Raw genomic sequence first — 26,872 nt, forward strand, 5'->3', positions numbered from 1 at the left:
GAGACCAAGGTTAAGGCACAGGGCGACATTTACCCCGCCCGGCAGAGGAAACATTATGCTGACATATACGGACGCGGCGATTCGCGCCAGCTTCTTCGATTTTGCCGCAGTGGCACACGATCCCGAATCGATACTGGCGCAGGCACGCTATCTGGACGATGGCGTGCTGACGCTGCGTGAAGGGCGTGTTGTCGATCTGCGTCCCTGGCAGGAGAGCACAGACAGCCTGAATGCAGGCGGCATGATTGACCTGCGCGGTAAGCTGATCATCCCGGGCTTTGTCGATTGCCATATTCATTATCCGCAAACGGAAATGATCGGTGCCTTTGGCGAGCAACTGCTGGAGTGGCTGAATCAGTACACTTTTCCCGTGGAAGCGCAGTATCACTGCCCGGATCATGCCGCGCAGATGTCGGCATTTTTCCTGCAGCAGTTACTGGCGAACGGCACGACCAGCGCGTTGATTTTCGGCACGGTGCACCCGCAGTCGGTAGACGCGCTGTTCAGCGCAGCCGAGGCGCTTAATATGCGTATTATCGCAGGCAAAGTGATGATGGATCGCAATGCGCCGGACTACCTGACAGAAACGCCAGAAGAGAGCTATGCCCAGACGGAGGCGCTGATTGCGCGCTGGCACGAGCGCGGCCGCCTTAATTATGCGCTGACGCCGCGTTTCGCTCCGACCTCTTCTCCGGCGCTGCTGGAGAAAGTTCAGGCGCTTCGCCAGCGTCACCCGGATGTCTGGGTTCATACGCACCTTAGCGAAAACCCCCACGAAGTGGCCTGGGTGAAGCAGCTTTTTCCTGACCATAACGGTTATCTGGATGTGTATCATCAGTATCAGCTGACCGGGCGCCGCAGCGTATTCGCGCACTGTCTGCATCTGGAAACACAGGAGTGGCAGTGCCTGCATGATACGAACTCCGCCATAGCATTTTGCCCCACCTCAAATCTGTTTCTGGGCAGCGGCCTGTTCAATATCCAGCGGAGCTGGCAGCAGGGCGTTAAGGTGGGCATCGGCACCGACGTAGGCGCCGGCACCACCTTCAATATGCTGCAAACGCTGGGAGAAGCCTACAAAGTGGGGCAACTGCAGCAGTACAAACTGAGCGCCGCAGAAGCGTTTTATCACGCCACACTGGGCGGCGCCCATGCGCTGGATCTCGACAAACACATCGGTAACTTCGCCCCGGGCAAAGAAGCGGACTTTGTGGTGCTGGATCCCGCTGTGTCCGCCTTGCAGAGGTTACGCATGGCAAACAGTAAAGATATCTGGGAAAAACTGTTTGTGCTGATGACGCTCGGCGATGACAGAAATATCGTACAAACCTGGGTTAACGGTCGCCCGGTCTGGCAATCCGCAGCAAAGGAGAACGCCGCATGATTCAGTTCCTGCTTAATGACCGTCCCGTGACAGAAGAGCAGCTCGATCCCAATCTGACGGTCCTGTCGTATTTGCGTACGCATCAGCGTCGCTGCGGTACCAAAGAGGGCTGTGCCTCCGGCGACTGCGGCGCGTGTAGCGTCACATTGGGCAGTGTCGTAGACGGGAAGCTCACCTATCAGACCGTGAACAGTTGCCTGATGCTGGTCAGTGGGCTACAGGGTAAGCAACTCATTACGGTTGAGGATTTACGCCAGGGAAAAAGCCTGCATCCGGTACAGCAGGCGATGGTGGACTGCCATGGATCGCAGTGTGGATTCTGTACGCCGGGTTTTGTCATGTCGCTGTTCAGTCTGCAAAAAAACCAGCCTGAGTGGAATCGTCAGCAGGCCGAACATGCGCTGGCGGGTAACCTGTGCCGCTGTACCGGTTACCGTTCCATCATGGCGGCTGCCGAGCAAAGCCTGAGCGATGTTCAGCCCGACAGCTTTGATCGTCAGGCACAGCAGGTAACTGAACAGCTGATGAACCTGACACACGAGGCTATCCAGACGCTGGAAAAGAACGGTCGCACCTGTTTTATCCCGAAAACCGTGCAGCAGCTTGCCGAATGCTGTATCGCCCATCCTGATGCCGCATTGCTGGCGGGCGGCACCGATCTCAGCCTGCTGATTACCCAGCGCGACCAGCATCTCCCCAAAATGATTGCCCTGGGGCAGGTTGACGCACTGAAAGCCTGCGGCGAGGACGATAAACACTATCAACTGGGTGCCGCTGCGTCGCTGGAGCACATTGCCGATTTTATGGCGACGCGCATTCCGGGTTTTGCCGGGATGCTGACGCGCTTTGCCTCGCTACAAATTCGTCAACTCGGCACGCTGGGCGGCAACCTTGCAAACGCTTCGCCGATTGGTGATGCTTCGCCTACGCTGCTGGCACTTAATGCATCGCTACTGCTGCAGCACGGCGACACGCAACGTACCGTGCCGCTCGATGGCTTTTTCACGGGCTACAGACAGACAGTGCTAAAGCCGGGGGAGTTTATTCACACCATTCTGATTCCTAAAGTGACGGTGTCACCGGATTTCGTGGCCTGGAAAGTCTCAAAACGACTTGATGACGACATTTCAGCGGTGTTTGCCGCCTTTAATATTCATACCGATAACGGCATCGTCACGCGTGCGCATATTGCATTCGGCGGTATGGCGGCAACGCCGCTTCGTGCGGTCGCCTGTGAACAGGCGCTGTGTGGTGCCGCTTTATCGCCGGAAACGCTGGCGAGAGCCTGTCAGGCGCTGGAAGCGACGTTTCAGCCGCTGAGCGATTTCCGGGCCAGCGCAGATTACCGTTTGCAGGTCGCCTGTAACCTGTTGCGTCGTTATGTTTACCGTTCAAACGGACTCGCCATCACAGAGGTAAGCCGCTATGTCTCATAATCGTCCGGCATTGCCTGAATCTGCGTTACCCGTCCTGTTCGCCAGCAATATGACCACGGGCGTAGGACGCAGTCAAAAACACGAAAGTGCGGAAAAACACGTCTCCGGTGAAGCGCAATATATTGATGATAAAGCAGAACAGCCGGGCTTACTGCACCTTTGTCCGCGTCTGAGCGACCACGCGCATGCGCGTATTACACGTGTCGATCTGCAACCCTGTTACGCGGTTCCGGGCGTAGTACGCGTACTGACCTGGCAGGATGTGCCCGGCGTCAATGATATCGGGCCCTTGCAGCCAGGCGATCCGCTTCTGGCACAGGATATCGTCCACTATGTGGGCCAGATTGTGATTGCCGTACTGGCCGAAACGCCCGAAGCGGCGCGTCAGGGCGCTAACGCGGCGATGATTGAGTACGCCAGTCTTCCGGCGCTGCTGGATGTCGAAGACGCGCTGAAGCAGGGCAGCTTCGTGCAGGAACCCCATATTCATCAGCGCGGTGACGTTGAGGCGGCACTGGCGCGCGCGCCGCATCGGGTTCAGGGGGCGTTCCACATTGGCGGACAAGAGCATTTCTATCTGGAAACGCAAACCGCCCTGGTGATTCCCGGCGAAGACGACGCATTGCAGGTCTTTTGTTCGACGCAGAACCCCACTGAAATTCAAAAGCTGGTGGCCGAAGTCATGGGCATCACCATGAACAAGGTCACGATTGATATGCGGCGTATGGGCGGCGGATTTGGCGGCAAGGAAACCCAGGCCGCCGGTGTTGCCTGCCTGTGTGCTGTCGCCGCCAGGCTGACCGGGCGCGCCGTGAAAATGCGCCTCGCGCGGCGTGATGACATGCGTATTACCGGCAAACGGCATCCGTTTTTTGTGCGCTACGACGTGGGGGTTGAGGATGACGGCCGCTTGTGTGGCGTGAAAATCGATCTGGCAGGTAACTGTGGTTACTCACTGGATCTCAGCGGATCGATTGTGGATCGGGCAATGTTTCATGCCGATAACGCGTACTACCTCGGCGATGCGCGGATTACCGGTTACCGCTGCCGCACCAATACCGCGTCCAATACTGCGTTTCGCGGGTTTGGCGGCCCGCAGGGCATGGTGGCGATAGAGCAGATTATGGACCATATCGCCCGCGAGCGCGGAATCGATCCGCTGACGCTGCGTAAACGGAACTACTACGGTAAACACGAGCGCAATATCACGCATTACCACCAGCAGGTAAAAGATAATCTGCTGGATGAGATCACGGAACAGCTGGAAATCAGCAGTGATTACCACGCGCGGCGGGAAGCCATCGCGGCCTTTAACGCCAGCAGTCCGCTGCTAAAACGCGGTCTTGCGCTGACGCCGGTGAAGTTTGGGATTTCTTTCACCTCAAGTTTTCTCAACCAGGCCGGTGCGCTGATTCTGATCTACACCGATGGCACAGTACAACTCAACCACGGCGGAACGGAAATGGGCCAGGGGCTCAATACCAAAGTGGCGCAGATTGTCGCGCAGGTGCTGCAAATCGATATCGATAAGATCCAGATCACCGCCACAGACACCGGCAAAGTGCCCAATACATCGCCGACCGCGGCTTCCAGTGGTACGGATCTGAACGGCAAAGCGGCGCAAAATGCGGCGGAAATCCTGCGTGAACGCATGCGCACTATGCTGTGTTCGCTGCATAACTGTCTCCCCGAGGCGGTAAGTTTCAACAACGGCGTGGTGCGCGCAGGCGATCACTATTACACGTTCGCTCAGGTCGCCCAGCTTGCCTGGCTTAATCAGGTGCCGCTCTCCGCGACGGGATATTATCGTGTGCCTGGCATCCACTACGATCGTCAGGCTGGTCGGGGCGAACCGTTTTACTATTTCGCTTACGGGGCCGCCTGTTGCGAAGTGATTGTGGATACGCTGACGGGCGAATACCGGTTATTACGGGCGGATATTCTGCATGATGTCGGGGCCTCACTGAATCCAGCCATTGACATCGGTCAGGTCGAGGGCGGCTTCGTGCAGGGGCTGGGCTGGCTGACCTGTGAGGAACTGGTCTGGAATGACAAAGGCCAGTTGATGACGAACGGTCCGGCCAGCTACAAAATTCCGGCAATCAGCGATGTGCCCGCCGACATGCGCGTCACACTGGCCGAAAACCGTAAGAATCCGCAGGATACGGTATTCCATTCCAAGGCAGTGGGCGAGCCGCCTTTCATGCTGGGGATCGCCGCCTGGTGCGCATTACAGGATGCGGTCGCCAGTCTCGCGGACTATCGCCAACATCCGGGGCTGGACGCGCCTGCTACGCCGGAGCGGGTATTCTGGGGCGCACAGCGTATGGCCGGGAGGCGCGGATGATTTTCCATGACTGGATAAGCATCCTGCACCATCTCCGTGAAACGCGCCAGCCTTGCGTACTGGTCACTGTGCTGCGCGATCGTGGCTCGGTGCCCCGGGACGGCGGCGCTAAAATGGTGGTGACGGCGAAGGAAACCTTTTTAACAATTGGCGGCGGACATCTGGAATTTCAGTGTATCGCGCAGGCCCGCGCACTGCTGGAAAGCGGGCAGGCCAGCCCGCACACAGAGGATTTCAGTCTGGGGGCACGGCTGGGCCAGTGCTGCGGCGGCATGACCACCATGTTATTCGAACCCCTGTTGCAGGCACAGCCGGAAATCCTGGTGTTTGGCGCGGGCCATGTGGGCCAGGCGCTGGTGAATGTGCTGGCAACGTTACCCTGTCACATTAACTGGATTGACAGCCGGGAAAATGTTTTTTTATCCGTGCCGCCCGGGGTGCGCATCCAGCAGCCTGACGATCCGCTGGACGCAGTGGCTGAGGCGCCCGCTGGCAGCTATTATATCGTGATGACGCACCACCATCCGTTGGATCTGGCGCTCTGTGAAGCCATTCTCAAGCGGGGAGATTTCCATTACGCGGGCGTCATTGGCTCGCAGACAAAAAGCCAGCGCTTTCGCTATCGTCTGGCCGGCAAAGGCATCGACGACGTCCGGCTGGCGCGCCTGCGCTGCCCGGTGGGCTTACCCGATGTAAAAGGGAAACTGCCCGCCGAAATCGCCGTGGCGATTGCGGGTGAGATAATTGCGGTGTACCAGCAACAACGCGGATAGGTTGTTCTGCCCGAGGCGACCTGCCACTATGAAACACTGTGTAGACTATCAGGAGCGCCTATGAACGCCCGTCAAAACCCTTTCTTTAGCGTCAGCAGTCTGCCTTATCACACGCCACCGTTTGACCAGATTCAGGAAACGGACTTTTTGCCCGCGCTGCAGGCCGGTATCGAAGAGAAACGTCAGGAAGTCCTGGCCATTGCGACATCCGCTGATGCCCCGACGTTTCAGAATACCTGTGAAGCGCTGGAGAAAAGTGGCCAACTGCTGACCCGGGTAAGCCTGGTGTTTAATGCCATGACCTCGGCGAATACCAGCCCCTATTTACAACAGATCGATGAAGAGATTACGCCGCAACTGACCGCGCTTAATGATGAGATCATGCTGAATCGTCCGCTGTTTTCACGCATCGATCAGGTCTATGTGCAACGAAACCAACTGGATGCCGAATCCAGACGTCTGGTAGAAATTCTCTGGCAGCGCTTTCAGCTTGCCGGTGCCAATCTGCCCGAAGCGCAGAAACAGCAACTGAAAACCCTGAATCAGGAGGCGGCGCGGCTCAGTACCCAGTTCACGAATAAGCTGCTGGCGGCCACGAAGGCCGGCGGTCTGGTCGTCGAGGATGTGCAACAGTTAGCCGGTCTGAGCGCGTCCGATCTGGCCGTCGCCAGGGCCGCCGCGAAGGCGCGCGGTCTGGAAAACGCGTGGCTGTTGGTGCTGCAAAACACGACGCAACAGCCCGCGCTGCAATCGCTGAAGGTGCGCGCAACGCGCCAGGCCCTGTTTCATGCGGCCCTGACGCGCAGTGAGAAAAACGATGATAACGATACCCGACAGTTAGTGCTTCGGCTGTCACAGGTGCGTGCCGAACAGGCGAGGCTGTTAGGATTCGCCAGTTTTGCGACCTGGCAACTGCAGGATCAGATGGCCAAAACGCCCGAGGCCGCTCTGGCGTTTATGCGTAATATTGTGCCTGCCGCCCGGGCAAGGGCCGAACACGAAGCCGCGGCGATTCAGCAAACGATCGACAAGCAGCAGGGGGATTTTACCCTCAGCGCCTGGGACTGGAATTTCTACGCCGAGCAGGTCAGGCGAGCGCAGTACGATTTAGATGAGAATCAGATCAAGCCCTATTTTGAGCTCAACACGGTACTGGAACAGGGCGTTTTCTGGGCGGCCACGCAGCTTTATGGTATTACGTTCGCGCAACGTCACGATCTGCCGGTTTACCATCCGGATGTACAGGTGTACGAAATTTTCGATGCTGACGGGAGTGGGCTTGCGCTGTTTTACACGGACTTCTTCAAACGCGACAGTAAAGGCGGTGGCGCCTGGATGAGCAACTTTGTTAATCAGTCCACCCTCCTCGACAGCAAACCCGTGATTTACAACGTCTGCAACTACACGCAACCCGCGGAGGGGGAACCCGCGCTCCTGAGCTGGGATGAGGTGATAACCCTGTTTCATGAGTTCGGGCATACGTTGCACGGCCTGTTTGCCAGCCAGCGTTATCCCAGCCTGTCCGGCACAGCTACGCCACGTGATTTTGTTGAATTCCCTTCACAAATCAACGAGCACTGGGCCAGCGAGCCACAGGTGTTTCGTCATTATGCCCGCCATTACCAGACGGGTGAGCCGATGCCCGCCGAGCTGCATGAAAAAATCATCAGGGCGGGCAAGTTTAATAAAGGCTACGAGATGAGCGAGCTGCTGGCCGCCGCGTTGCTGGACCTACACTGGCACAGCCTGGATGGCGGTCAGCCGGTACAGTCCGTTGACGGATTCGAGCAACAGGCGCTGCGCAGTGATGATCTTGATATGGCGGCCGTCCCGCCGCGCTATCGCTCCAGCTATTTCCAGCACATCTGGGGCGGTGGCTATGCCGCGGGTTATTACGCTTATATCTGGACGCAGATGCTGGCGGATGACGGCTACCAGTGGTTCGTCGAAAACGGCGGGCTGACGCGCAAAAATGGCGATATTTTCCGCCAGCAAATCCTGTCTCGCGGCAACAGCAGTGATCTCAAAGCGTTATATGAAGCCTGGCGCGGGGGCGAACCGAAGCTTGAGCCGATGTTAAAAAATCGCGGCCTGGCCGACTGAGCAACAAAGGGCGGAGAATCCGCCCTTTGTTTTTTTACCCCAGCGGACCGCCTTCAATGGTCTCGCACAAGCCCGCCAGTACGCGCTCGCCGGTTTCATTTCTTAATGACTGATACCACTCCGACGTCATCACCGGATCTTTTGCATGCGTGATATCACAACGCTTGCGCGCTTTCAGAACCAGGTCTTTGACACGGTCAACGCGGCGCGCCTGATAACGTAGCAGCGCATCTTCGATGCCAAGCGAATGCGCAGCCAGGGCTGAAGCCAGTACAATGGCATCTTCCATCGCGGCACAGCCGCCCTGACCAATATCCGGCGTGGTGCTGTGCGCGGCATCGCCAAGCAGCACCACCCGGCCTTTCACGAAGCGCTGAAACGGCTCGATATCGTGAATTTCAACCCGGTTGGTGGTGTCCACATCAATGGCCGCAATCAGTTTTTGCACCGGGGCTGCCCAGCCGCTGAAATAGCGGCGCAAATCGTCACGCGCGGTAGTGCGGTCCTGTTCCAGCCCCGCAGGCAGCGGGACATCAAAGAAAAAGTAAAAGCGGTTTCCGCTTACCGGCATTAACGATACGCGCTTGCCATCCCCTACAAAGGTTGTCCACTGGTCCGCAGGCGCGATGGACTCATCAATGTTCACCAGACCGTTCCAGTTCACATAGCCCGCGTAACGGCGTGGCAGCTTTTCCCCTAGCACATAGTCCCGCACAACAGAGTGCGTGCCGTCTGCCGCGACCAGAAAATCGCCTTCAGCCTGGCTGTTGTCTTCGAAGGTGGCGACAACGCCCGTGGCGTGCTGTTCCACCTGCACGATACGTTTACCAAAATGCACTCTGTCGCGGCCGTAGGCATCCAGTAGCATGGCCTGCAACTCGGCGCGGGCAATCGGATAGGGGAATTCACCTACCTGCTGCACCAGCGGCGATAAACTGAACCGTGTCAGGGTTTCACCCGACAATGCATCCTTATAGGCCATAAAGGCCATATTACCGCCCAGCGCGCGGACTTTGTCTTTCAGGCCCAGCGAATTCAGGCATTTCACGCCATTTGGCCAGACCGAAATCGCAGCGCCGACGGGCCGAATGGTTTTTACCGCCTCATAGACTTCCGTCTGAAAACCCTGTTGCTCCAGCGCGAGGGCCGCCGTCATGCCGCCCATTCCGCCACCGATAACGATCGCTTTCATATGTTCTCTCCTTTGCATTGCGTCATATCTTGCAATTTTTGTTCCAGGCGATGAAAAGGCGGCAACCCGCATGAACAGGGCGCAACTCACTGATATTGAGGAATAATCTTTCCAGCCTGCACGCAAACCGTGCAAAAGGCCGCACCGCGCCAGTGCAGGAATATTCTGTAAACCACATAAACCACGCGCTTTTAAGATGTTGCCTATGAAACATGCAATTCAGAGCGTGATATAGATCACGCCCTACGACAACGACTTCGGAATCTTTCATGAAAATTGGCATCAGCAATACGCACTATCCGGAGCAGCGCAATATCCTGGTGAATCCGGACAATCACTACATCAACCTGAAAAAACGCAATCTGTTTTATTTCCTCAATCCGCTGCGTACACGTTTACTCAAGAAGAATAAACGCTTTGTGTTTGTCCCCGTGCCCTTCGCAATAGGGGAGAAGCCCGATATCCTGCATCTGTTTAATGAAGTCGCCATTACGCCCATGAACTGGGTCGCGACCTTCGAAACTGAGTTGCCGCGTGTTCTACCTGTAGCGGGCGTCGCCAAGCAGGATAATCCTGAACTCAAACAACTGATTCCGTATTTGCTCAAGGATAACTGTTTTGGCCTGATCGCCATTTCCGATGCCACCTTACATATTCAGATGAAGCTGTTTAAACCCGATGTCGCCGCGAAAATTCGCGCAAAAACGTTGGTGATGCATCCACCGCAAACCCTGTTTACGCAACAGAAGCGCCCACGGCAAAGCGATAAACTCCGCCTGGTGTTTGTTGGCAACGAGTTTTACCGTAAAGGCGGCGCAGAAGTCGTGCTGGCCATCAGTGAGCTGATTGAAACGGGACAGATTGATGCTGGCCAACTCGACGTTCAGTTGATTGGTGAGCTGACGAAACGTCATAATGTTGCCCATCGCGCTTTCCAGGATAACGACGCCTTTTATCGGGACATTGAAGATCGCATCAAGCGCCATGCCTGCTTCACGCACCATTCCCGCAAGGATAATCGTGAACTGATGCAGTTGTTCCAGCAAAGCGATGTGGGGTTGCTGCCGACCTGGCAGGAAACCTACGGGTTTTCCGTACTGGAAATGCAGGCCAGCGGCTGTCCGGTATTGACCAGTAACGTTCGTGCGTTGCCTGAAATTAATCCGCCCACCGCCGGTTGGCTGATTGATGGCGAACTCAACGATGACCGCGAATATCAGGTCAACAGCGAAGCCGAGAAACACCGGCTACGTCGGGCATTAATAGACGGCATTAAGACAACCCTGCTGGACATTCTTGCGCAGCCACAGCAGTTAACGGAAAAAGGCGAGGGCGCGATTCTGCGCATCAAGCAGCAGCACGATCCGCGTCAGTATTGCGCCAGACTGAACGATATTTATCGCCGTGGCGTGGTCCAGGCCGTGGAACATCCGCCCGCGCTCTCAATTTAGCAAGATTTACCAGACGTTATGCGTCAGAGTCATCATACTTGTCTGACGCATATCTCTGGAGATCGGTTATGAAAAACTTGTATGCTCTGTTGCTGACCTGCTTCATGGGCAGCAGCGCCCTGGCGCAGCCCGCTCACACGTTTCCCCCTCGCACACCGTTGCCGCAACTCACGCCCGTCGCGGCGAAATGTGATCTCTCCAGCTGTCAGACTCGCTGTTATGTTGAGCAATCTCATTGTAATACGCGAAACTCAAGTGACTGCAGTACTCAGGCACAGCTCTGTGTGCAATCCTGTGCGGCACAGTGTCAATAACCTGTCACCTGAATGAGTACTGATGAAATCTTTTCTCACTGCATTACTGATTGCGTTTACCGCCAGCGCCCAGGCGGCTGACTTGTCGTCTCAGACCATCGCCGAACGGGTAAAAAGCGTGATTGATCCGCTGATGGCGCAGCAGGGCATTCCCGGCATGTCGGTCGGCGTGCTGTATAAAGGTCGCCCTCAGTACATTAACTTTGGTGTGGCCGATACCGCGAGCGAACGCCGGGTGACAGAAAATACGCTGTTCGAACTGGGGTCCGTCAGTAAGACATTCACGGGCGTGCTGGCGGGCGTGCTGATTCGTAACGGTGCGCTGCGTCTGAACGATCCGGTCTCCCGCTACTGGCCCGCGTTAAACGGCCCGCAGTGGCAAAGCCGACGGATGGTCCATCTTGCCACCTACAGCGCAGGCGGACTGCCGTTACATCTGCCCGATGAGGTAACCAGTCAGGATGAACTACTGGCTTACGCGCAGCAGTGGCAACCGGACGCCGCGCCGGGTACACAGCGTCACTATTCTCATGTCAGTATTGGTCTGCTGGGCTATTTGATGGTGAAGGGGGAATTTGAGGAGGCGATGCAAAAGGACGTTATCACGCCGTTGCGGCTGACACGCACCTTTTATACGGTGCCCCCGTCGATGATGTTTGATTACGCCTGGGGTTATCAGGACGGTAAACCGGTACGCGTCTCGCCGGGTATGCTCTCAGCAGAGACCAGCGGCGTGAAGTCCACCGCGCGCGACATGATGGCTTTTATGCAGGCCAATGCGAATCCCAATGGATTGTCGTCCGGGAATACGGCATTGCGAAATGGCATTCTGACCGCGCAGTCTCGTTACCTGCGCGCAGGTGAACGGTATCAGGGGCTGGGGTGGGAAATTTACCCCTGGCCCATTGACAGCCAGACGATCGTTACCGCCAGTGACACTCAGGCCGCGCTGTCCACACAGCCCGCGACCATTCTGAACCCGGCTCAACCCATGGATCGCGCCAGTTGGGTGCATAAAACCGGCTCCACAAAGGGCTTTGGTGCCTATATCGCGTTCGTCCCGCAACAAAACAGCGGGGTAATCCTGCTGGCCAATAAAAACTATCCCAATCCGGAGCGTATCAAAGCGGCGGTTGCCATCATGGCTATGCTGGCATCGGACTGAACTAAAAATGGCCGCACAGGGCGGCCATCATATCGACGGAGATCGATGCGTTACACAGTGCCTGTACCGCCGTCTGAACACCACACCTGACCGGAGGCAAAACTGCACTCATCGGAAGCCAGAGTGACATAGAGCGGTGCGATTTCAACCGGTTGACCGGGACGGCCCAGTGGCGCATCAGCACCAAACTGTTCCACTTTTTCCTGCGGCTGGCCGCCACTGGGCTGCAGCGGTGTCCAGTACGGACCTGGCGCAACGGCATTCACGCGGATGCCTTCCGGCCCCAGCTGTTTTGCCAGCGCTTTGGTAAAGGCCACATTACAGGCTTTGGTCTGCGCATAATCCAGCAGGATATCGCTGGGTTTAAACGCCTGCACAGACGAGGTATTAATAATCGCTGCACCGCGCGGCAGGTGAGCCAGCGCCGCTTTTGTTAACCAGAAGGGCGCGTAAACATTCGTTTTGAAGGTGGCATCGAAATCTTCGGTGCTCAGCGTACGAATGGATTCATTAAACTGCTGGCGTCCGGCATTATTGACCAGAATATCCAGTCCGCCCAGTTTGTCGGCGGCTTCATTCACCAGTTTCTGGCAAAAGGCTTCAGAGCGCAGATCGCCGGGAATGGCGACGGCTTTACGGCCTTCGGCTTCAATCAGTTTAATCACTTCAGCCGCATCGGACTCTTCTTCTGGCAAATAGTTAATTGCCACATCTGCACCTTCACGTGCATAGGCGATGGCCACAGCGCGACCGATACCGGAATCTCCCCCTGTGATCAGTGCTTTGCGGCCAGTCAGACGACCGTGACCACGATAGCTGGTTTCACCGTGGTCGGGTGGCGGGTCCATTTCGCTCGCCAGGCCGGGTGCCTGCTGCGGCTGCTGTCTGAACGGCGGCTTCGGGAAACGATCGGGATCGAGAATAGCCTTATTTGACGTTGTCATGCGTAAGCTCCTTAAACAGTCGTGTCAGAGAACTTAAGCCTGGCACAGATGTGATTTTTGTCACATTCAAATGCTTATTATTTGTGCTCAGGCAGTTAAAAAACGGCAAAAAGACGTTTTTAATCCCCTGAATTTACCGATAAGCGCAGCGGAAACAGTGGAATATAGGGCTAGAGGGGCCGCATTCAGGGGCGCAGACCAGTCTGACAGGAAACAGAGAGGGCGTGCACGAAAGAGGAATAGCGCCTAAGTAGCTGAGAAACTAGCAGTTATTACGGGAGAAAATAAGAGATTGTATTAACAGTCATTAAGGGGGAGAATTGCTGCAGATTGAGTAACCGTGAATGTTTGTACAAATGTTTCAAAGATGTTACTATGAGTGTCCCGGCCAGCATCACTTTATATTTTGTGACGTCTGGCCGGACGTTTTCCCTGGTGTTGGCTGTTTTAGCGACCTGGCCGTACAGGTCAGGTTTTTTTTTACCGCTAAACAACTGAAGCCATTGTAACCTCTGAATGATTCATTGTAAGTTACTCTTAAGTATCATCTTACCTGTACTATAGTGCAGGTTAAGTCCACGTTAAGTAAAAGAAGCAGCATGGAGCCTGAATGTTTTCTTTTTTCCTTGAAAATCAAACAATAACGGATACGCTTCAGACTTACATACAGAGAAAGTTATCTCCGCTGGGTAGTCCGGATTACGCTTACACTGTTGTGAGCAAAAAAAATCCTTCAAATGTTCTGATTATTTCCAGTTATCCTGACGAATGGATTAGGTTATACCGCGCTAACAACTTTCAGCTGACCGATCCGGTTATTCTCACGGCCTTTAAACGCACCTCGCCGTTTGCCTGGGATGAGAATATTACGCTGATGTCCGACCTGCGGTTCACCAAAATTTTCTCTTTATCCAAGCAATACAACATCGTTAACGGCTTTACCTATGTCCTGCATGACCACATGAACAACCTTGCTCTGTTGTCCGTGATCATTAAAGGCAACGATCAGGCTGCGCTGGAGCAACGCCTTGCTGCCGAACAGGGCACGATGCAGATGCTGCTGATTGATTTTAACGAGCAGATGTACCGCCTGGCCGGTACCGAAGGCGAGCGAGCCCCGGCGTTAAATCAGAGCGCGGACAAAACGATATTTTCCTCGCGTGAAAATGAGGTGTTGTACTGGGCGAGTATGGGCAAAACCTATGCTGAGATTGCCGCTATTACGGGCATTTCTGTGAGTACCGTGAAGTTTCACATCAAGAATGTGGTCGTGAAACTGGGCGTCAGTAACGCCCGACAGGCTATCAGACTGGGTGTAGAACTGGATCTTATCAGACCGGCAGCGTCAGCGGCCAGGTAGTGACTGCGACGGGCGGACAGCCCGTACGTGACACCACATCACCACCGAGTTGCTGCTTGTCATCCTGACCTGCTGGCAGCGTCAGCAAATAGATACGTTCCTTTTCGGTCAGGAAAGCCTCTTTAATGACTTTGATTTGCCAGCCAGAGCGAGTGAGAATTTTCAACATCGCGCGGCTGACAATCGTATAGATATTGCCGTAGGCATTATTTTGCGCCCAGTTCACCATCGCTAAAAACAGGACCTGGCTGATAGGGTAGTGCTCACCTAACAGCGCGCGTGCGCGGGCTTTGTCGACAAAAAAACGGCTGGATTCGGTACCATAGGCGGGCAGGGTGACATCACTGAAGCAGTGCTGAAAAGTGTGCGTGATCATGTTGGGACGATCGAGGCTGGTAAAACGTACGCTGCACACTAATTGTCCTTCGCAGATTCCCAGAATATAACGTGTACCGGGCCCATCAAATTCATCGGACTCCATTCCCTGACTGCAAATGACTTCCCATCCCAGACGATCGCTAAATGTTTTCTTGCGAAGTTTATAAAGTTCTTCTGAACGGGTGGTTTGCAGTTCTTCGTAACTGACGTCAAACAGTTCAAGCATTCCATTTCCTCTTAAAAGTTACTGCGGCCCTCGCGGTTATCCTGCACTGATTTTACAAGCTTTTCACTATGACGTTCAGTTAATTAACCATTATTCGAGCGAATGGCGTCGTTTTCTGTCTGTCAATGGGCAGGATAAAGCGTCTCAAGCGGTAAAACTGTCCCTGAAGGGATATTATTTGTCATAACGCGGCAGAACACAATACAAATAGTAACTAAACAATACTATTTCAAAAATGCATATTTTCCCAGTCGGTTTGTGCTAAAGGGGCATTTAACAGATTAATGCCAGATGCGCATCGCTATTTTTCATCCCCGGTTCGCGTAAAATTTTATATTAGAGAGTAATCAATATGTCCTGTATCACAAACCACAGAAAAAACTAAAAATCATAATTTGGCTGTTAATTTCGGTAATTGTTGACCTGGCGCAGTTTACTAATACTTGAGCCGGGCCTGCCTGCGCGTGGGCCAGGGATAGCTGATTAAGACAGGTAATTACCGAATTATAAGGCGAATTATAATGACTATATCCTCTGAGCTTAAAACGAAAGAAAAACTGGGTTACGGCATCGGTGATGCCGCCAGTTCGATGGTATGGCAAACCGCCACCTTATTTCTGGCCTATTTTTACACGGATGTGTTCGGCTTACCGGCCGCGATTATGGGCACCATGTTTTTAGTGGTGCGCCTGGCCGATGCGTTTGTCGATCCCTGTATTGGGGCACTGGTCGATCGTACCCGAACCCGTCATGGCCGTTTTCGCCCGTGGCTCATGTGGTTCGCGATTCCGTTCGGCGTCAGTTGCCTGATCACCTTTTACGTGCCGGATGCCGGCCCGACCGCCAAAATTGTCTATGCCTGCGTCACCTATGCAATTCTCAGTTTTATTTATTCTGCTGTCAATGTGCCTTACTGCGCGATGCCCGGAGCCTTGACCCTGGATCCACGCGAGCGCCATTCGCTGCAATCCTGGCGGTTTGCCTGTGCGTTTATCGGCGGACTGGTGGTCACGGTGATCGGCCTGCCGCTGGTCGAATGGCTGGGGCAGGGAGACAAGGCAAAGGGTTACCTTTACGCCATGGGCCTGATGGGATTTCTGGGCGTGGTGTTAATCTACTGCTGCTTCTTTATGACGCGTGAGCGTTATTTACCCCACAACGATACAGCGGGGTCAATGTGGTCGGATCTCAAGCTGCTCGCTAAAAACAATCAGTGGCGCATCATTATTATTTTTAACATCCTGCTCCTGACCGCCGTCGTGACGCGCGGCTCATCGACCCTGTATTACATGAATTATGTCTTACGGCGACCTGACCTGGTCTTTACTTTTATTGTGACGGGCATGATAGCCGCATTATGCGGTGCATTTTTATCAGAACGTATATTAGGAAAATTCGACCGCATTCGTGCTTATCAGGTCTGTCTTGTCAGTTTTGTTTTCTTTCTGACGGTCATTTATTTAATTCCACCGTCCCAGGTCTGGTTAATCATTGGGTTGAATATTGTTTTTGGCTTTGTTCAGAATCTGACCACGCCTGTTCAATGGAATATGTTTTCTGACGTCGTGGATTATGAAGAACATCGCAGCGGCAGACGTCTCGACGGCCTGGTTTTCTCAACCGCCTTATTTGCCATCAAATTTGGCCTGGCCATGGGCGGTGCCGTCGTGGGCTGGATCCTCGGTCTGGTGCACTACCAACCCGGCGTCGCTGCACAGTCACCCCAGGTCATTACCACCATCAACCTGATGCATAACATCATCCCCGGCGTGCTGTTTATCGCCATGCTGCTTCTGCTTTTTTTCTATCAACTTAACAGCCCGCGAGTCAATGCGATTGCCGAAGCGCTGGCGGCAAAACGCGCCGCAGAAGCCCGACACGATGCTGAAAACACAATTTGATCTCAGCGAAAGGAGAGAAACATGACCGAGATGTATAAGGATCCTCATCAGCCCATTGACGTACGCGTAGACGATCTGTTGTCGCGCATGACGGCCGAAGAGAAGTTCGCCCAGATGCACGCCTACTGGCTCATCCTGGATGAACAGGGCAATCATCAGCCGCGAAGCGATTTGAGCGATGACTTCACGGGCGTCAGCGAACACACCATCCTGAAGGCGCGGTTAACGCACGGCGTTGGTCAGATTACCCGTCCTTTGGGCACGCACATTGTTGATGCCGTCACTGGCGTGCGTGCCGCGAACCGTTTACAACGCGACCTGGTTGAAGGCTCGCGCCTTGGCATCCCGGCCCTGTTTCATGAGGAGTGCCTCGTGGGTTTACTCTGCAAAGGCGCTACGCTCTTTCCGTCCTCGCTTAACTACGGTTCTACCTGGGATGCCGGGCTGGTGAAACGGGCGGCACAGCATATTGGTGCCGAAGCGCGTTCCGTTGGCTGTAAGCAGGGGCTGGCTCCGGTACTGGATGTGTCACGGGATGTCCGCTGGGGCAGAACGGAAGAAACCTTTGGAGAAGATCCCTGGCTGGTGGGCGTGATGGCAACGGCCTATGTCGAAGGTTTACAGGGCGAGCGGCGCGATCTGCTGGCTACGCTCAAACACTATGCAGGCCATTCATTTAGCGAAGGTGCGCGCAATCATGCGCCTGTCCATCTCGGTTTTTGCGAACTGAACGACACGTTCCTGCTGCCGTTCGAAATGGCCGTAAAGCTGGCTAATGCCGGCTCGGTCATGCCCGCTTACCATGACATCGATAATCAACCCAGCCACAGCGATCGTTTTTTACTGACCGACGTGCTTCGGGAGCAGTGGGGATTCGATGGCCTTATCGTGGCGGACTATGGTGGCGTCAGTTTGCTACATCAGCATCACGGCATTTCGCAGGATGCGGCGGAGTCGGCGGCACTGGCGTTTAATGCCGGTCTGGATGTCGAACTGCCTAAGGATGACTGCGCGCGTCATCTGGCCGAGGCGGTATCCCGTCAACTGCTGTCGATGGAGACGATTGACCGTATTGTCAGCCGTATCCTGACAGAAAAATTTCGCCTGGGGTTATTCGACGATCCATACATCCGTGAAGCGGACATTTGTCTTCAGCACGAGGAAACCCGTCAGGTAGCGCGTACGGTCGCCACACAGTCGATTACGCTGCTGGAAAATAACGGGATTCTGCCGCTGAAAACCGGCGCGCGCGTGGCGGTAGTCGGGCCCTGTGCTGACGATCCGCTGGCTTTGCTGAGCGGCTACAGTTTTCCGGTTCACCTGATCATCAGCGATATGCTGGAAGAAACATCACAGGTCACTACGCCGCTGGCCGCACTGCAACACTATCTGGGTGAGCAGCAGGTCCGCTATGCCAAAGGGTGCCATATCATTGAAACCCGCACCGCCGGTGCGCCGGTTTTCCCGGGTGACAGCGGGGCGAAACCAATGCAGCAGTCGCCGGTGTCTCAGGATACCGGGTTGATTGACGAGGCGGTTGAGGTTGCCCGACAAAGCGATGTCGTGATTGCCTGCGTGGGGGATCTGGCGGGGCTGTTTCAAAGCGGCACCGTAGGCGAAGGATCGGATACCGACAGCCTGACTCTGCCCGGCGTTCAGCAGCCGCTGCTGGAGGCGCTGGCCGCCACAGGTAAGCCCCTGATTGTGGTGATGACGGGTGGGCGACCTTACAACCTGCAAGGACTGGAGGAGCGGGTCGCGGCCTTTATGCTCGCCTGGGCGCCGGGCCAGGAAGGCGGCTGGGCGATTGCCGATGTGCTGACGGGGCGGGCAGAACCGCAGGGGCGACTGGTGGTCAGTATCCCGAAAAACGTCGGCGCGATGCCGTTCTATTACAACCACAAACTGAAAAGCGGTGGAACGCCCATCGCGTTTCATTTTGGCGCACGCTATCCGTTTGGCTTCGGTCTGGGCTGGACGACGTTCGACTGGGGCGCGCCTCAGCCTGAACAGGATCAGGTCGCGATCGATGGCGAGATCCGCCTGCGGATCACCGTGACCAATCGGGGGGAACGGCAGGGCAGTGAAGTGGTCCAGCTCTATGTTCGTGACAGAATCGCCAGCCGGGTACGCCCGCTTCAGGAACTGAAAGCGTTTCAGCGCGTCACGCTGGCGCCAGGCGCGTCAGCCGAACTGTGCTTTACGCTTCCTGTCGATATGCTCAACTTTACCCGTGGCGATGGTAAACGTATTGTCGAACCGGGTGAGTTCGAGTTGCAGACAGGTTCCTCGTGCCGTGATATTCATGGCGTCAGCACCGTAACGGTAACGGGAGAAACGCGTGTGCTGCCGACACACTGGCGGATGTTAAGCACCTGCTCGGTCAACGTTGCCGACTGAGGCCTTCGCCTGCCCATTAAGCGGATGGGCAGGCGCGTTTAGGTGTGCTCGCACAACGTTTTCGTCAGGTAATGACGCTGCATACCGGCTTCGGGAAAATCCGGCAGCGACATTTTCAGGACATAGCCCTGTTTCTGGTAAAAGGGCAGGGCCTGAAAGCTAAAGGTATCCACTTGTGCGCTGTGGCAGCCTCTGGCCACAGCCGCCTGTTCCGCAGCACGAATCAGCTCACCGCCCAGGCCCGCACCACGTTGGGCTTCACTGACCCACAGGTAATCAATACACAGCCAGCGGCCTTTAATGCTGCCAGCCAGCCCGCCTTGTAACGGCCCCTGATCGTGACGACACATGACCGACAGCGGTCCCCATAACGCCGTGTCAATAAACTGATGATTCCAGGCACGCAGCCCGGTAAAGAGATCCTGCTTGTCCTGCTCACTCAGCGTGTGAGTCACGGTCAGCGAAAAAGTGGTGTTAACGGGCCTGCACATTTTTGTCCTTATATCCCCTGTAAGGGATAATATTGCCGTTATCAAAAGGGGCATCTACGCTATAAATATCCCCTCCAAGGGATAAATTCTGATGAATGATGGAGCGCGCAAGATGATTTACAGTCCCCGGCAGTTAGCTAATCAGCTGAAACGCCTGCGTCAGCAGCAGGGCTGGACCCAAACCGACCTGGCCAAACGCGTGGGCCTGAAACAGGCAACGCTGTCTCATTTTGAAAATTATCCTGAGTCTACCTCACTGGAAACGCTGTTTAAAATTTTGCAGGCGCTGGATATTGCTCTGGCGCTGCAGATCAAAACGCCCCCGACCACGCCAGCGGAGGATGCCTGGTAATGGCAAAACTCATCGCCTGGATGAACGGTGAGCGGGTCGGAACGTTAATGCAGCATCATGACGGGACGCTGAGCTTCCAGTACGCTGCCAGCTGGCTTCAGCATCCGCTCACCCGGCCTCTCTCACTGTCACTGCCGCTGCAACGCGCCGCCCACCACTCAGTCAGGGTGAGCTATTTCTTCGAAAACCTACTAAGCCCCATCCCGTTGACAGAAAAGGAAAAGAACGAAGCTTTCCAGACAAAATCCTGTGGGGTTTTCGCCGTATTGCAAAAAGTGGGATACCGGTTACCGGGTGCACTCATCATGCTGCCGGTAAACCAGCAGCCCGTTGAGCTGGATGACGAATCCATAATGTCCGACATGGCCAGCGCACATGCCGACAGCGACAACGCCTTTCTGTGTCTTGCGCTGGCGCGTGAACTGGGCCTGCCTGTACCGGATGCCAGGCCGCTTCGCCAGGAAGGCGGGGGCTGGCAATTGTGCATCACGCGTGACGACCGTCGCTGGAATGCGGACCGGACGCATTGCTACCGCCTTCCCACCGAAAACCTGTGCCAGGCGCTGGGATTCTCGCCCGCATGCAGTCATGAACAATCGGGCGGTCCGGGCCTTGAGGCACTGATGGGATTACTGATGGGATCGCGCAGCGCGCTTACCGATCGCGAAGCGATAATGCGTTGCCTGGTATTTCAGTGGTTAACAGGCATCACCAGTCTGGATGCCCGACATATCAGATTGTTCATCGAGCGCGAGGGGAGTTTTCGGCTGGCACCGTTTCGGTGTCTGGTCTCCGCCTGGCCCGCGCGCTCTCAGCGCAAAATGGACCGCGATGACATCCAGTTACCCCTTGGTGTCACTGGCCCGGCGGGCAAGCTGCATCGCATCACGCAGATCGCGCCCTCACACTTTCTGGCCAGTGCCCGCAGCGTGCGGTTCAGTGAGGAGCAGATGCACGCTATCCTGAATGGCTTTGTGTCTGCTTTACCGGCTGCGATGATCCGGGTACGTGACAGCCTGCCAGAAGAGGTTTCTCTGGTGGTGGCCGATGCGATTTTCAGCCATTCATTGCTGATGCTCGAACAGGTCCGTTCGCTGACCTGAAGGGATCATGACGTTTCCGGCTGGTAAATCAGATGTCCCGCCACGCCGCCTTTGCCCCCATCTTTGGGATGGTTCATGCCATCCGTCACGGGAACGGAGGCGAAATCAAAAGGGGAAACGCCTGTCAGGCACGCCGCGTTAACCCCGAACTGTTCGGGATTAGAGCGGCTCTGGTGGAAGGTGTAAATACCACAAACCGAGCAGAAATAATGCACCGCCTGTCCGGAATTAAAGCGGTATTCACTCAGCGCCGCTTTCCCTTTGTGGATCGTCAGCCCCGAAGCAGGGGCAAACACCACCACGGCACCGCGCATCCGACAAAATGAACAGTTACAGCGTCGGGCCTTATTCAGTCCATCCAGCAGTTCAACAGTAAACGCAACCGCACCACAGTGGCACTGTCCTGAAGTGATTTCTGACATCGCTTGCTCCTTTTTCATCCTGTCACGTTTCGCAGCGTGACAGAGATGAGGGGTTAATGGCATAAAGACGAAAGGGAATTCAGCCAGGATATTGTGAATGCTTAACGTAAAAGACACCAGCATGACGCCGGAAGAGTGCAGACATTTTCTCACGCAGCACACGTTTGGAACCCTGGTGAGCAGCGATCTGCAAATCAGCCATATTCCGTTTTGCTTCAACGGTGAAAACGTTCTTGAAACACATCTGGCACGCAATAATCCGCAACGGGTTGCGCTGGCGCAGCAGCCGTGCCTGCTGAGCGTTCTGGGTCCGCATGCCTTTATCAGTACGGATTACTATCTGGCCTCACCTGCCGTTCCAACCTGGAACTATGCCGCCGTCAGCGTGAAAGGCATCAGCAGGCTGATGACGCAGGCGGAACTGGGCCAGTCGCTGGACAGAATGTTAGCCGCGTTTCAACCGGGCCTGAGGCAGGATAAACAACGGCTTCCCGATGATTATCAACAAAAACTGATGCAGGGCATCACCGGTGTCAGGATAGAGATTAGCCACATCAGCGGCACGCTGAAGCTTGGGCAGCATCGCCGTCCACCCGAACAGCTTAATGTTTTCCAGCAACTGGCTGCCCAGGGCGGTGCGTATGCGGATTATGCGCGCTTTGCTCAGGACTGGCTGAGCCGCTTCCGGCCAGACGTACTGACCCGTCACCACGGCGCGTAAAGGCTGAGGAGAGAATAAACCAGGCAGCGTCACATGAAGAGGCTGCCCGGGTACGTCAATCAAAACTCTTTTTGCCCACCCAGCTCAATGACGCGGTTTGGCGGGATCATAAACTGTTCATGGGCACGTAACGCATTGCGCTGGAAGAAATGGAAGATGGCACCACGGGCATGTGCCAGACCGCGTCGTTTCTTCATCACCAGCGTGTCGTGAGAGGTGAAAAACGACGCCTCATTTAACGTACAGCCAAATCCTTCCAGCCCGCACAGGTGCAACACATCTTTCATGGAAGGCCGTTCATGCCAGCCGTATTCGGCCGTCACCTGCCAGAAGGACGGCGAAAGCTGACGTAGCGCGATGCGCTTCTGGTTATGAACACGCGGCAGGTCAACCGTTTTGATATGCAGAAGAACCGTCCGCTCATGCAGCACCCGGTTGTGTTTCAGGTTATGCAGCAGCGCCTGCGGAATTTCATACTCTTTGCGGGTCAGAAAAATTGCCGTACCGCCAACCCGCATCGGGGGCGAAGCCTCCAGCGAGCTAATCAGGGCTTTTAACCTGACGGGATCGTCAGTCAGACGACGAATGAGCCTTGAACGCTCTCCGCTCCAGATCAGCATCAGCATCAGCATCGTCATCGCCAGCAACACGGGGACCCAGCCGCCCGACAGCAGTTTCATCAGGTTGGAAATAAACAACGGAACGTCGATCGCCAACATACAGAGCAGGAAAACCAGCGCCACGGGCAGTGGCCATTTCCAGTTTTTAAAGGCGACGATACCGGCCAGGCAGGCTGTCAGAACCATGGTGCCGGTCACCACGATGCCGTACGCCGAAGAGAGGGCCGAGGACTGACGGAAGGCCAGGATGACGACGGTCACCGCACCGAAAAGTAACCAGTTCACTACCGGAATGTAGATTTGTCCCGATTCGGTTGCCGAGGTGAAAATGACGCGCATCGGCGGCAAAAAGCCCTGACGAATTGCCTGATGTGTCAGGGTATAAACCCCACTAATGATCGCCTGAGCCGCAATAACGGTGGCCAGCGTCGACAGAATGATTAACGGAATCTGCGCCCAGACCGGGGCCAGGATATAAAACGGGTTTTGTATCGCGGCAGGACTGGCCAGCACCAGCGCCCCCTGACCGAAATAGTTCAGCACCAGAGCAGGCAGGGCAATGATCAGCCACGCCAGCCTGATGGGGGTTTTCCCCAAATGTCCCATGTCAGCATACAGGGCCTCCGCACCGGTCACCGCCAGCACCACCATGCCCAAAGCTGCGAAAGAGAGGGCTTCATGATTCAGCAGAAATTTCAGCGCAAATGCCGGGTTGAGCGCATGAAGAACATGGGGATTCATCAGAATTCCGTGCACGCCCAGTATCGCCAGGGTGATAAACCACACCAGCATAATCGGCCCAAAGACGCGGCTGACCCGTTCAGTGCCGTGTTTTTGAATCACAAATAACAGGGTCAGAATCACCACAGCCAGCGGCACGATATAGCGATCCAGCGCGGGTGCAACAACCTCGATCCCCTCAACGGCAGACAGCACTGAGATGGCCGGCGTGATAATGCCGTCGCCGTAAAAAAAGGCGCCGCCCGTCAAACCGGCAAGCACAATGACGCGGCTGAGCGTGGCGCCAACATTTTGCCGGGCCAGCGACATTAAGGTCAGTATTCCCCCTTCGCCATCGTGATCGGCGCGCATGATGAACATGACATATTTTACCGTCACAATCAGCATCAGTCCCCAGAAGATCAGCGACAGAAAGCCCATCACGGCTTCTTCGGTGACCGCGCCAGAAGGAAGGATAGAAAGACACTCTTTTAAGGTATAAAGCGGGCTGGTACCGATATCACCAAATACGATCCCTGCTGCTGCCAGCATACCGGCTGGAAGGGATTGCTTTTCAGACTGGGCCATTTAATGTCCTGTTGTATTTCACGTCATCATAAGCTTCAAACCGACAGTTACACCGGTTGACGCTGAGCATGACATTACGCGTTTTGCTGTGAATTAGGGAGTAGCTGGTGATGTTATGTACTGCATTTTTACAGCTTTACGCTTTATTTTTACGGCATTTTTATACAACTGTCGATTTATCCGGCAGTGAGGCCTGACGCTGACCCTTTACCGCTACCGTTTCCCCCTGACGCGTGATTCGCCTGCCAGGTCAACACACGCGGATAAGGTCTCATCTCAACGCTGCCTCCCTCGTAACAGCATGCGGACGCGTCCGAGCACGCTCAGAACAGTTCCTCAAAGTGTAATCAGCCCGTACAGGAAACACCACGCAGCCTCTGCCGTTTTAAAAAAATATTTTTTAATAGTCCTTATTTATGATTAATGCGGCAGGCGATTTTTTAAGGCTAATTAATTTCAAAAAATAAAAGACAAATACGGTGTCGTGGGCAGGGAGTGAAGACGATTTTGCGCTGTCTTTAGCCAACTTTTACTGATTAATGTCGTGTGTCGTTTTAAATAAGGTTGGATAAACGATGGCTGAAAATAAATTTTGTTTATTTTTAATCATTATCACTTCTTCTTTTTAATTTTCCTTTCTGCCTTTAATAGTCAAACTCTCATTCAGCGGGCTAATCTGTTTTTATGAAAATAAACGTGTTGCCCTGATATCTTTGCGACACAGCACCATCTGACATTAATGCTAATGCCTGAAGCGTCGATATATTTATTGCTGGCGTTATTCAGCATTACTTACAGAATTACCGTCTTAATATTCGGGGTTTTAATATGACTATTACACAGCGACTTTTCCTGACGTTTTCTCTACTCTCCGCCGCCATGGTCGCGATGGTAGTGATCGTCATCATGGTGTTAGCAGGCTTTCAGTCGCGTTTTCAGTACGTGCAAGACAACACGCTACCTTCAATTGTAGACCTTGATAAAATGGTCAACGGCAGTAATCGGGTTAACGTATCGCTTTACCGCCACCAGAGTGCCAAAGATTCGGCTAAGCAGGTTGAGTTCGAAAAAGAAATCGCTGCGAAGATGGATACGTTGAAAGGCCTGACACTGTTCTATTTAAAAAATGAAATTACCAACGATCAGGATAAGCAGTTAAGTGAACATGCGCTGGCACTGATTAAACAGATCCAGACGCGCTTACCTGCCTTCCTTGAATACTCGCGTTCGCATGATGACGCTCATTCTCTTTCCGCGTTGCAAGGCCCGGACGGCGTGGGGCAGTCTATCCGTGATCTCATTGAAAGTTATCAGAACCAACTGCAGTTTAATGTGCAGGTGGGCGCGGCTTTTCAAAAAGAGAATAACCGCGTTTATCATCAAACCTTATGGGCCTTAATCGCCGGTTCCAGCGTCATTATCCTGATATTGGGCGCGTTATCTGTTCGTACTATATTAAGCATTCGTCGCCATCTGAATGGTATGCGCACAACCATGGAGCACGCCAGCGAGCGGCTTGATTTAACGCTGCGTGCCGATGACGCACGTAAAGATGAAATCGGGTTAACGGCAAAAGCATTTAATGCTTTGGTGGAGAATGTGGCGCAGTCTTTGTCTGCCGTCGAACGGTCCGCCCACTCGGTCAGCACGGCCTCGTCGCAAATTTCAGCCGGTAACGAAGATCTCTCCTCACGAACCGAACAGCAGGCCGCGTCGCTTGAGGAAACGGCGGCCAGCATGTCTGAACTGAGCGAAACGGTTCGTCAGACGGCTGAAAATACCCGTCTTGCCAGCCAGTTGTCTAAAAACGCGCGTGAGATATCCAGTGACAGCTCTGACAAAGTGCACACCATGTTAGGCACCATGACCGATATTAAACAGAGTTCGGAGAAAATCACCGCCATCATCGCGCTGATTGAAGGTGTGGCGTTTCAGACCAATATCCTGGCACTCAACGCCGCCGTTGAGGCCGCCCGTGCCGGCGAGCAGGGGCGTGGCTTTGCCGTGGTGGCCGGTGAAGTGCGTAATCTTGCCCAACGCTCGTCGGCCTCCGCACGGGAGATTAAAGATCTGATCGAATCGTCGATGCGTTATGTGGAAACGGGCGTCAGCCAGGCAGAGCAGGTCGGGGAAAATATGGGGCGCATGAATGATGCAATTCGCCAGGTCACCGATCTGGTTGATGAGATTGCCATTGCGTCTCAGGAGCAGTCGCTGGGCATCAGTCAGGTCCATCAGGCTGTGCATCAGATGGATGACGTTACGCAACAGAACGCCGCGCTGGTGCAGGAAGCGTCATCAGCATCGCGCTCGCTGATGGATCAGGCAGGCGCACTGAATGATCTTGTTGCCGCCTTCGTGCTGACCGAGGCTCCCGCTGTACAGGCGCGCACGGTGGCGCCGCTCAAACCCGCCTTCGCGATGGCGAGCGCATCGGCATCAAATCAGGACGCAAACTGGCAACATTTCTGATGTGTCGGG

20 protein-coding genes are annotated in these 26,872 nt (G+C 54.8%); 14 read left to right on the forward strand and 6 right to left on the reverse strand.

The window, feature by feature from the left end:
- Positions 1-55 precede the first annotated feature (55 nt).
- The 5 genes from guaD to dcp are packed head-to-tail and all read left to right on the forward strand — an operon-like array spanning position 56 to position 8,043.
- Positions 56-1,384 (forward strand): guanine deaminase, encoded by a 1,329-nt coding sequence (gene guaD, locus GC090_RS10100; RefSeq protein ID WP_058701872.1) that lies wholly within the window; start codon positions 56-58, stop codon positions 1,382-1,384.
- On the forward strand, positions 1,381-2,820 hold the full coding sequence (gene xdhA, locus GC090_RS10105) for a xanthine dehydrogenase small subunit (RefSeq protein ID WP_033741730.1): 1,440 nt from the start codon (positions 1,381-1,383) through the stop codon (positions 2,818-2,820). Before guaD ends, xdhA begins: the two co-directional genes overlap by 4 nt.
- Positions 2,810-5,167, forward strand: coding sequence for a xanthine dehydrogenase molybdopterin binding subunit (gene xdhB, locus GC090_RS10110; RefSeq protein ID WP_324019625.1), 2,358 nt, complete (start codon positions 2,810-2,812; stop codon positions 5,165-5,167). Before xdhA ends, xdhB begins: the two co-directional genes overlap by 11 nt.
- The gene (gene xdhC / locus GC090_RS10115) at positions 5,164-5,940 is read left to right on the forward strand and encodes a xanthine dehydrogenase accessory protein XdhC (protein WP_054633734.1); all 777 of its coding nucleotides are present in this window, start codon (positions 5,164-5,166) and stop codon (positions 5,938-5,940) included. Before xdhB ends, xdhC begins: the two co-directional genes overlap by 4 nt.
- A gap of 60 nt (positions 5,941-6,000) precedes the next feature.
- Complete coding sequence (gene dcp, locus GC090_RS10120) at positions 6,001-8,043, forward strand: peptidyl-dipeptidase Dcp (protein ID WP_324019626.1); 2,043 nt, start codon at positions 6,001-6,003, stop codon at positions 8,041-8,043.
- Between the two features lie 34 nt (positions 8,044-8,077).
- On the opposite strand, the gene hpxO is transcribed toward dcp, so the two are convergent.
- On the reverse strand, positions 8,078-9,235 hold the full coding sequence (gene hpxO / locus GC090_RS10125; RefSeq protein ID WP_039340296.1) for an FAD-dependent urate hydroxylase HpxO: 1,158 nt from the start codon (positions 9,233-9,235) through the stop codon (positions 8,078-8,080).
- Positions 9,236-9,504: 269 nt separating this feature from the next.
- On the opposite strand from hpxO, the gene GC090_RS10130 reads away from it, so the two are divergent.
- Positions 9,505-10,686, forward strand: a complete 1,182-nt coding sequence (locus GC090_RS10130) for a glycosyltransferase family 4 protein (protein WP_058708124.1) — start codon at positions 9,505-9,507, stop codon at positions 10,684-10,686.
- A gap of 336 nt (positions 10,687-11,022) precedes the next feature.
- Positions 11,023-12,165: a class C beta-lactamase gene (gene ampC, locus GC090_RS10135; RefSeq protein ID WP_110267479.1), complete on the forward strand. Its 1,143-nt coding sequence runs from the start codon at positions 11,023-11,025 to the stop codon at positions 12,163-12,165.
- 50 nt (positions 12,166-12,215) lie between these two features.
- Here the strand turns inward: ampC and GC090_RS10140 are convergent, their stop codons facing one another.
- Positions 12,216-13,109, reverse strand: coding sequence for an SDR family oxidoreductase (locus GC090_RS10140; RefSeq protein WP_033741719.1), 894 nt, complete (start codon positions 13,107-13,109; stop codon positions 12,216-12,218).
- A gap of 610 nt (positions 13,110-13,719) precedes the next feature.
- Here GC090_RS10140 and GC090_RS10145 point away from each other — a divergent pair.
- Complete coding sequence (locus GC090_RS10145; protein WP_039340302.1) at positions 13,720-14,469, forward strand: helix-turn-helix transcriptional regulator; 750 nt, start codon at positions 13,720-13,722, stop codon at positions 14,467-14,469.
- Here GC090_RS10145 and GC090_RS10150 read toward each other — a convergent pair.
- Entirely contained in the window at positions 14,441-15,073 is a 633-nt protein-coding gene (locus tag GC090_RS10150) for an acyl-homoserine-lactone synthase (RefSeq protein ID WP_006119202.1), read from the reverse strand. The genes GC090_RS10145 and GC090_RS10150 overlap by 29 nt on opposite strands.
- Positions 15,074-15,594: 521 nt before the next feature.
- Here GC090_RS10150 and GC090_RS10155 point away from each other — a divergent pair.
- Both GC090_RS10155 and GC090_RS10160 read left to right on the forward strand, forming a co-directional pair.
- A complete protein-coding gene (locus tag GC090_RS10155) occupies positions 15,595-16,974 on the forward strand; it encodes an MFS transporter (RefSeq protein WP_164481968.1) in 1,380 nt (459 codons plus the stop codon).
- 21 nt (positions 16,975-16,995) lie between these two features.
- Positions 16,996-19,374, forward strand: coding sequence for a glycoside hydrolase family 3 N-terminal domain-containing protein (locus GC090_RS10160; protein WP_039340306.1), 2,379 nt, complete (start codon positions 16,996-16,998; stop codon positions 19,372-19,374).
- A gap of 38 nt (positions 19,375-19,412) precedes the next feature.
- Here GC090_RS10160 and GC090_RS10165 read toward each other — a convergent pair whose 3' ends face one another.
- Positions 19,413-19,865, reverse strand: a complete 453-nt coding sequence (locus tag GC090_RS10165; protein WP_324019637.1) for a GNAT family N-acetyltransferase — start codon at positions 19,863-19,865, stop codon at positions 19,413-19,415.
- Between the two features lie 112 nt (positions 19,866-19,977).
- Between GC090_RS10165 and hipB the strand changes: the two genes are divergently transcribed.
- Both hipB and GC090_RS10175 read left to right on the forward strand, forming a co-directional pair.
- Positions 19,978-20,217, forward strand: a complete 240-nt coding sequence (hipB, locus tag GC090_RS10170; protein WP_033741710.1) for a type II toxin-antitoxin system antitoxin HipB — start codon at positions 19,978-19,980, stop codon at positions 20,215-20,217.
- Complete coding sequence (locus GC090_RS10175; protein ID WP_324019642.1) at positions 20,217-21,320, forward strand: HipA domain-containing protein; 1,104 nt, start codon at positions 20,217-20,219, stop codon at positions 21,318-21,320. The genes hipB and GC090_RS10175 overlap by 1 nt, the downstream gene beginning before the upstream one ends.
- A 5-nt stretch (positions 21,321-21,325) precedes the next feature.
- Here the strand turns inward: GC090_RS10175 and GC090_RS10180 are convergent, their stop codons facing one another.
- A complete protein-coding gene (locus GC090_RS10180) occupies positions 21,326-21,742 on the reverse strand; it encodes a GFA family protein (protein WP_324019644.1) in 417 nt (138 codons plus the stop codon).
- A gap of 97 nt (positions 21,743-21,839) precedes the next feature.
- On the opposite strand from GC090_RS10180, the gene GC090_RS10185 reads away from it, so the two are divergent.
- Complete coding sequence (locus GC090_RS10185) at positions 21,840-22,463, forward strand: FMN-binding negative transcriptional regulator (RefSeq protein WP_050504986.1); 624 nt, start codon at positions 21,840-21,842, stop codon at positions 22,461-22,463.
- A 59-nt stretch (positions 22,464-22,522) separates the two neighbouring features.
- On the opposite strand, the gene kup is transcribed toward GC090_RS10185, so the two are convergent.
- A complete protein-coding gene (gene kup / locus GC090_RS10190) occupies positions 22,523-24,391 on the reverse strand; it encodes a low affinity potassium transporter Kup (protein ID WP_033741705.1) in 1,869 nt (622 codons plus the stop codon).
- Positions 24,392-25,219: 828 nt separating this feature from the next.
- Between kup and GC090_RS10195 the strand changes: the two genes are divergently transcribed.
- Positions 25,220-26,863: a methyl-accepting chemotaxis protein gene (locus tag GC090_RS10195; RefSeq protein WP_324019648.1), complete on the forward strand. Its 1,644-nt coding sequence runs from the start codon at positions 25,220-25,222 to the stop codon at positions 26,861-26,863.
- The last annotated feature ends 9 nt before the right edge of the window (positions 26,864-26,872 follow it).

The organism is Pantoea sp. JZ29 (assembly GCF_035190385.1).
Classification (GTDB): domain Bacteria; phylum Pseudomonadota; class Gammaproteobacteria; order Enterobacterales; family Enterobacteriaceae; genus Pantoea; species Pantoea stewartii.

Coding starts and splice junctions, on each gene's coding strand:
- guaD (WP_058701872.1), top strand. CDS start 56: ATGCTGACATATACGGACGCGGCGATTCGCGCCAGCTTCTTCGATTTT.
- xdhA (WP_033741730.1), top strand. CDS start 1,381: ATGATTCAGTTCCTGCTTAATGACCGTCCCGTGACAGAAGAGCAGCTC.
- xdhB (WP_324019625.1), top strand. CDS start 2,810: ATGTCTCATAATCGTCCGGCATTGCCTGAATCTGCGTTACCCGTCCTG.
- xdhC (WP_054633734.1), top strand. CDS start 5,164: ATGATTTTCCATGACTGGATAAGCATCCTGCACCATCTCCGTGAAACG.
- dcp (WP_324019626.1), top strand. CDS start 6,001: ATGAACGCCCGTCAAAACCCTTTCTTTAGCGTCAGCAGTCTGCCTTAT.
- hpxO (WP_039340296.1), bottom strand. CDS start 9,235: ATGAAAGCGATCGTTATCGGTGGCGGAATGGGCGGCATGACGGCGGCC.
- GC090_RS10130 (WP_058708124.1), top strand. CDS start 9,505: ATGAAAATTGGCATCAGCAATACGCACTATCCGGAGCAGCGCAATATC.
- ampC (WP_110267479.1), top strand. CDS start 11,023: ATGAAATCTTTTCTCACTGCATTACTGATTGCGTTTACCGCCAGCGCC.
- GC090_RS10140 (WP_033741719.1), bottom strand. CDS start 13,109: ATGACAACGTCAAATAAGGCTATTCTCGATCCCGATCGTTTCCCGAAG.
- GC090_RS10145 (WP_039340302.1), top strand. CDS start 13,720: ATGTTTTCTTTTTTCCTTGAAAATCAAACAATAACGGATACGCTTCAG.
- GC090_RS10150 (WP_006119202.1), bottom strand. CDS start 15,073: ATGCTTGAACTGTTTGACGTCAGTTACGAAGAACTGCAAACCACCCGT.
- GC090_RS10155 (WP_164481968.1), top strand. CDS start 15,595: ATGACTATATCCTCTGAGCTTAAAACGAAAGAAAAACTGGGTTACGGC.
- GC090_RS10160 (WP_039340306.1), top strand. CDS start 16,996: ATGACCGAGATGTATAAGGATCCTCATCAGCCCATTGACGTACGCGTA.
- GC090_RS10165 (WP_324019637.1), bottom strand. CDS start 19,865: ATGTGCAGGCCCGTTAACACCACTTTTTCGCTGACCGTGACTCACACG.
- hipB (WP_033741710.1), top strand. CDS start 19,978: ATGATTTACAGTCCCCGGCAGTTAGCTAATCAGCTGAAACGCCTGCGT.
- GC090_RS10175 (WP_324019642.1), top strand. CDS start 20,217: ATGGCAAAACTCATCGCCTGGATGAACGGTGAGCGGGTCGGAACGTTA.
- GC090_RS10180 (WP_324019644.1), bottom strand. CDS start 21,742: ATGTCAGAAATCACTTCAGGACAGTGCCACTGTGGTGCGGTTGCGTTT.
- GC090_RS10185 (WP_050504986.1), top strand. CDS start 21,840: ATGCTTAACGTAAAAGACACCAGCATGACGCCGGAAGAGTGCAGACAT.
- kup (WP_033741705.1), bottom strand. CDS start 24,391: ATGGCCCAGTCTGAAAAGCAATCCCTTCCAGCCGGTATGCTGGCAGCA.
- GC090_RS10195 (WP_324019648.1), top strand. CDS start 25,220: ATGACTATTACACAGCGACTTTTCCTGACGTTTTCTCTACTCTCCGCC.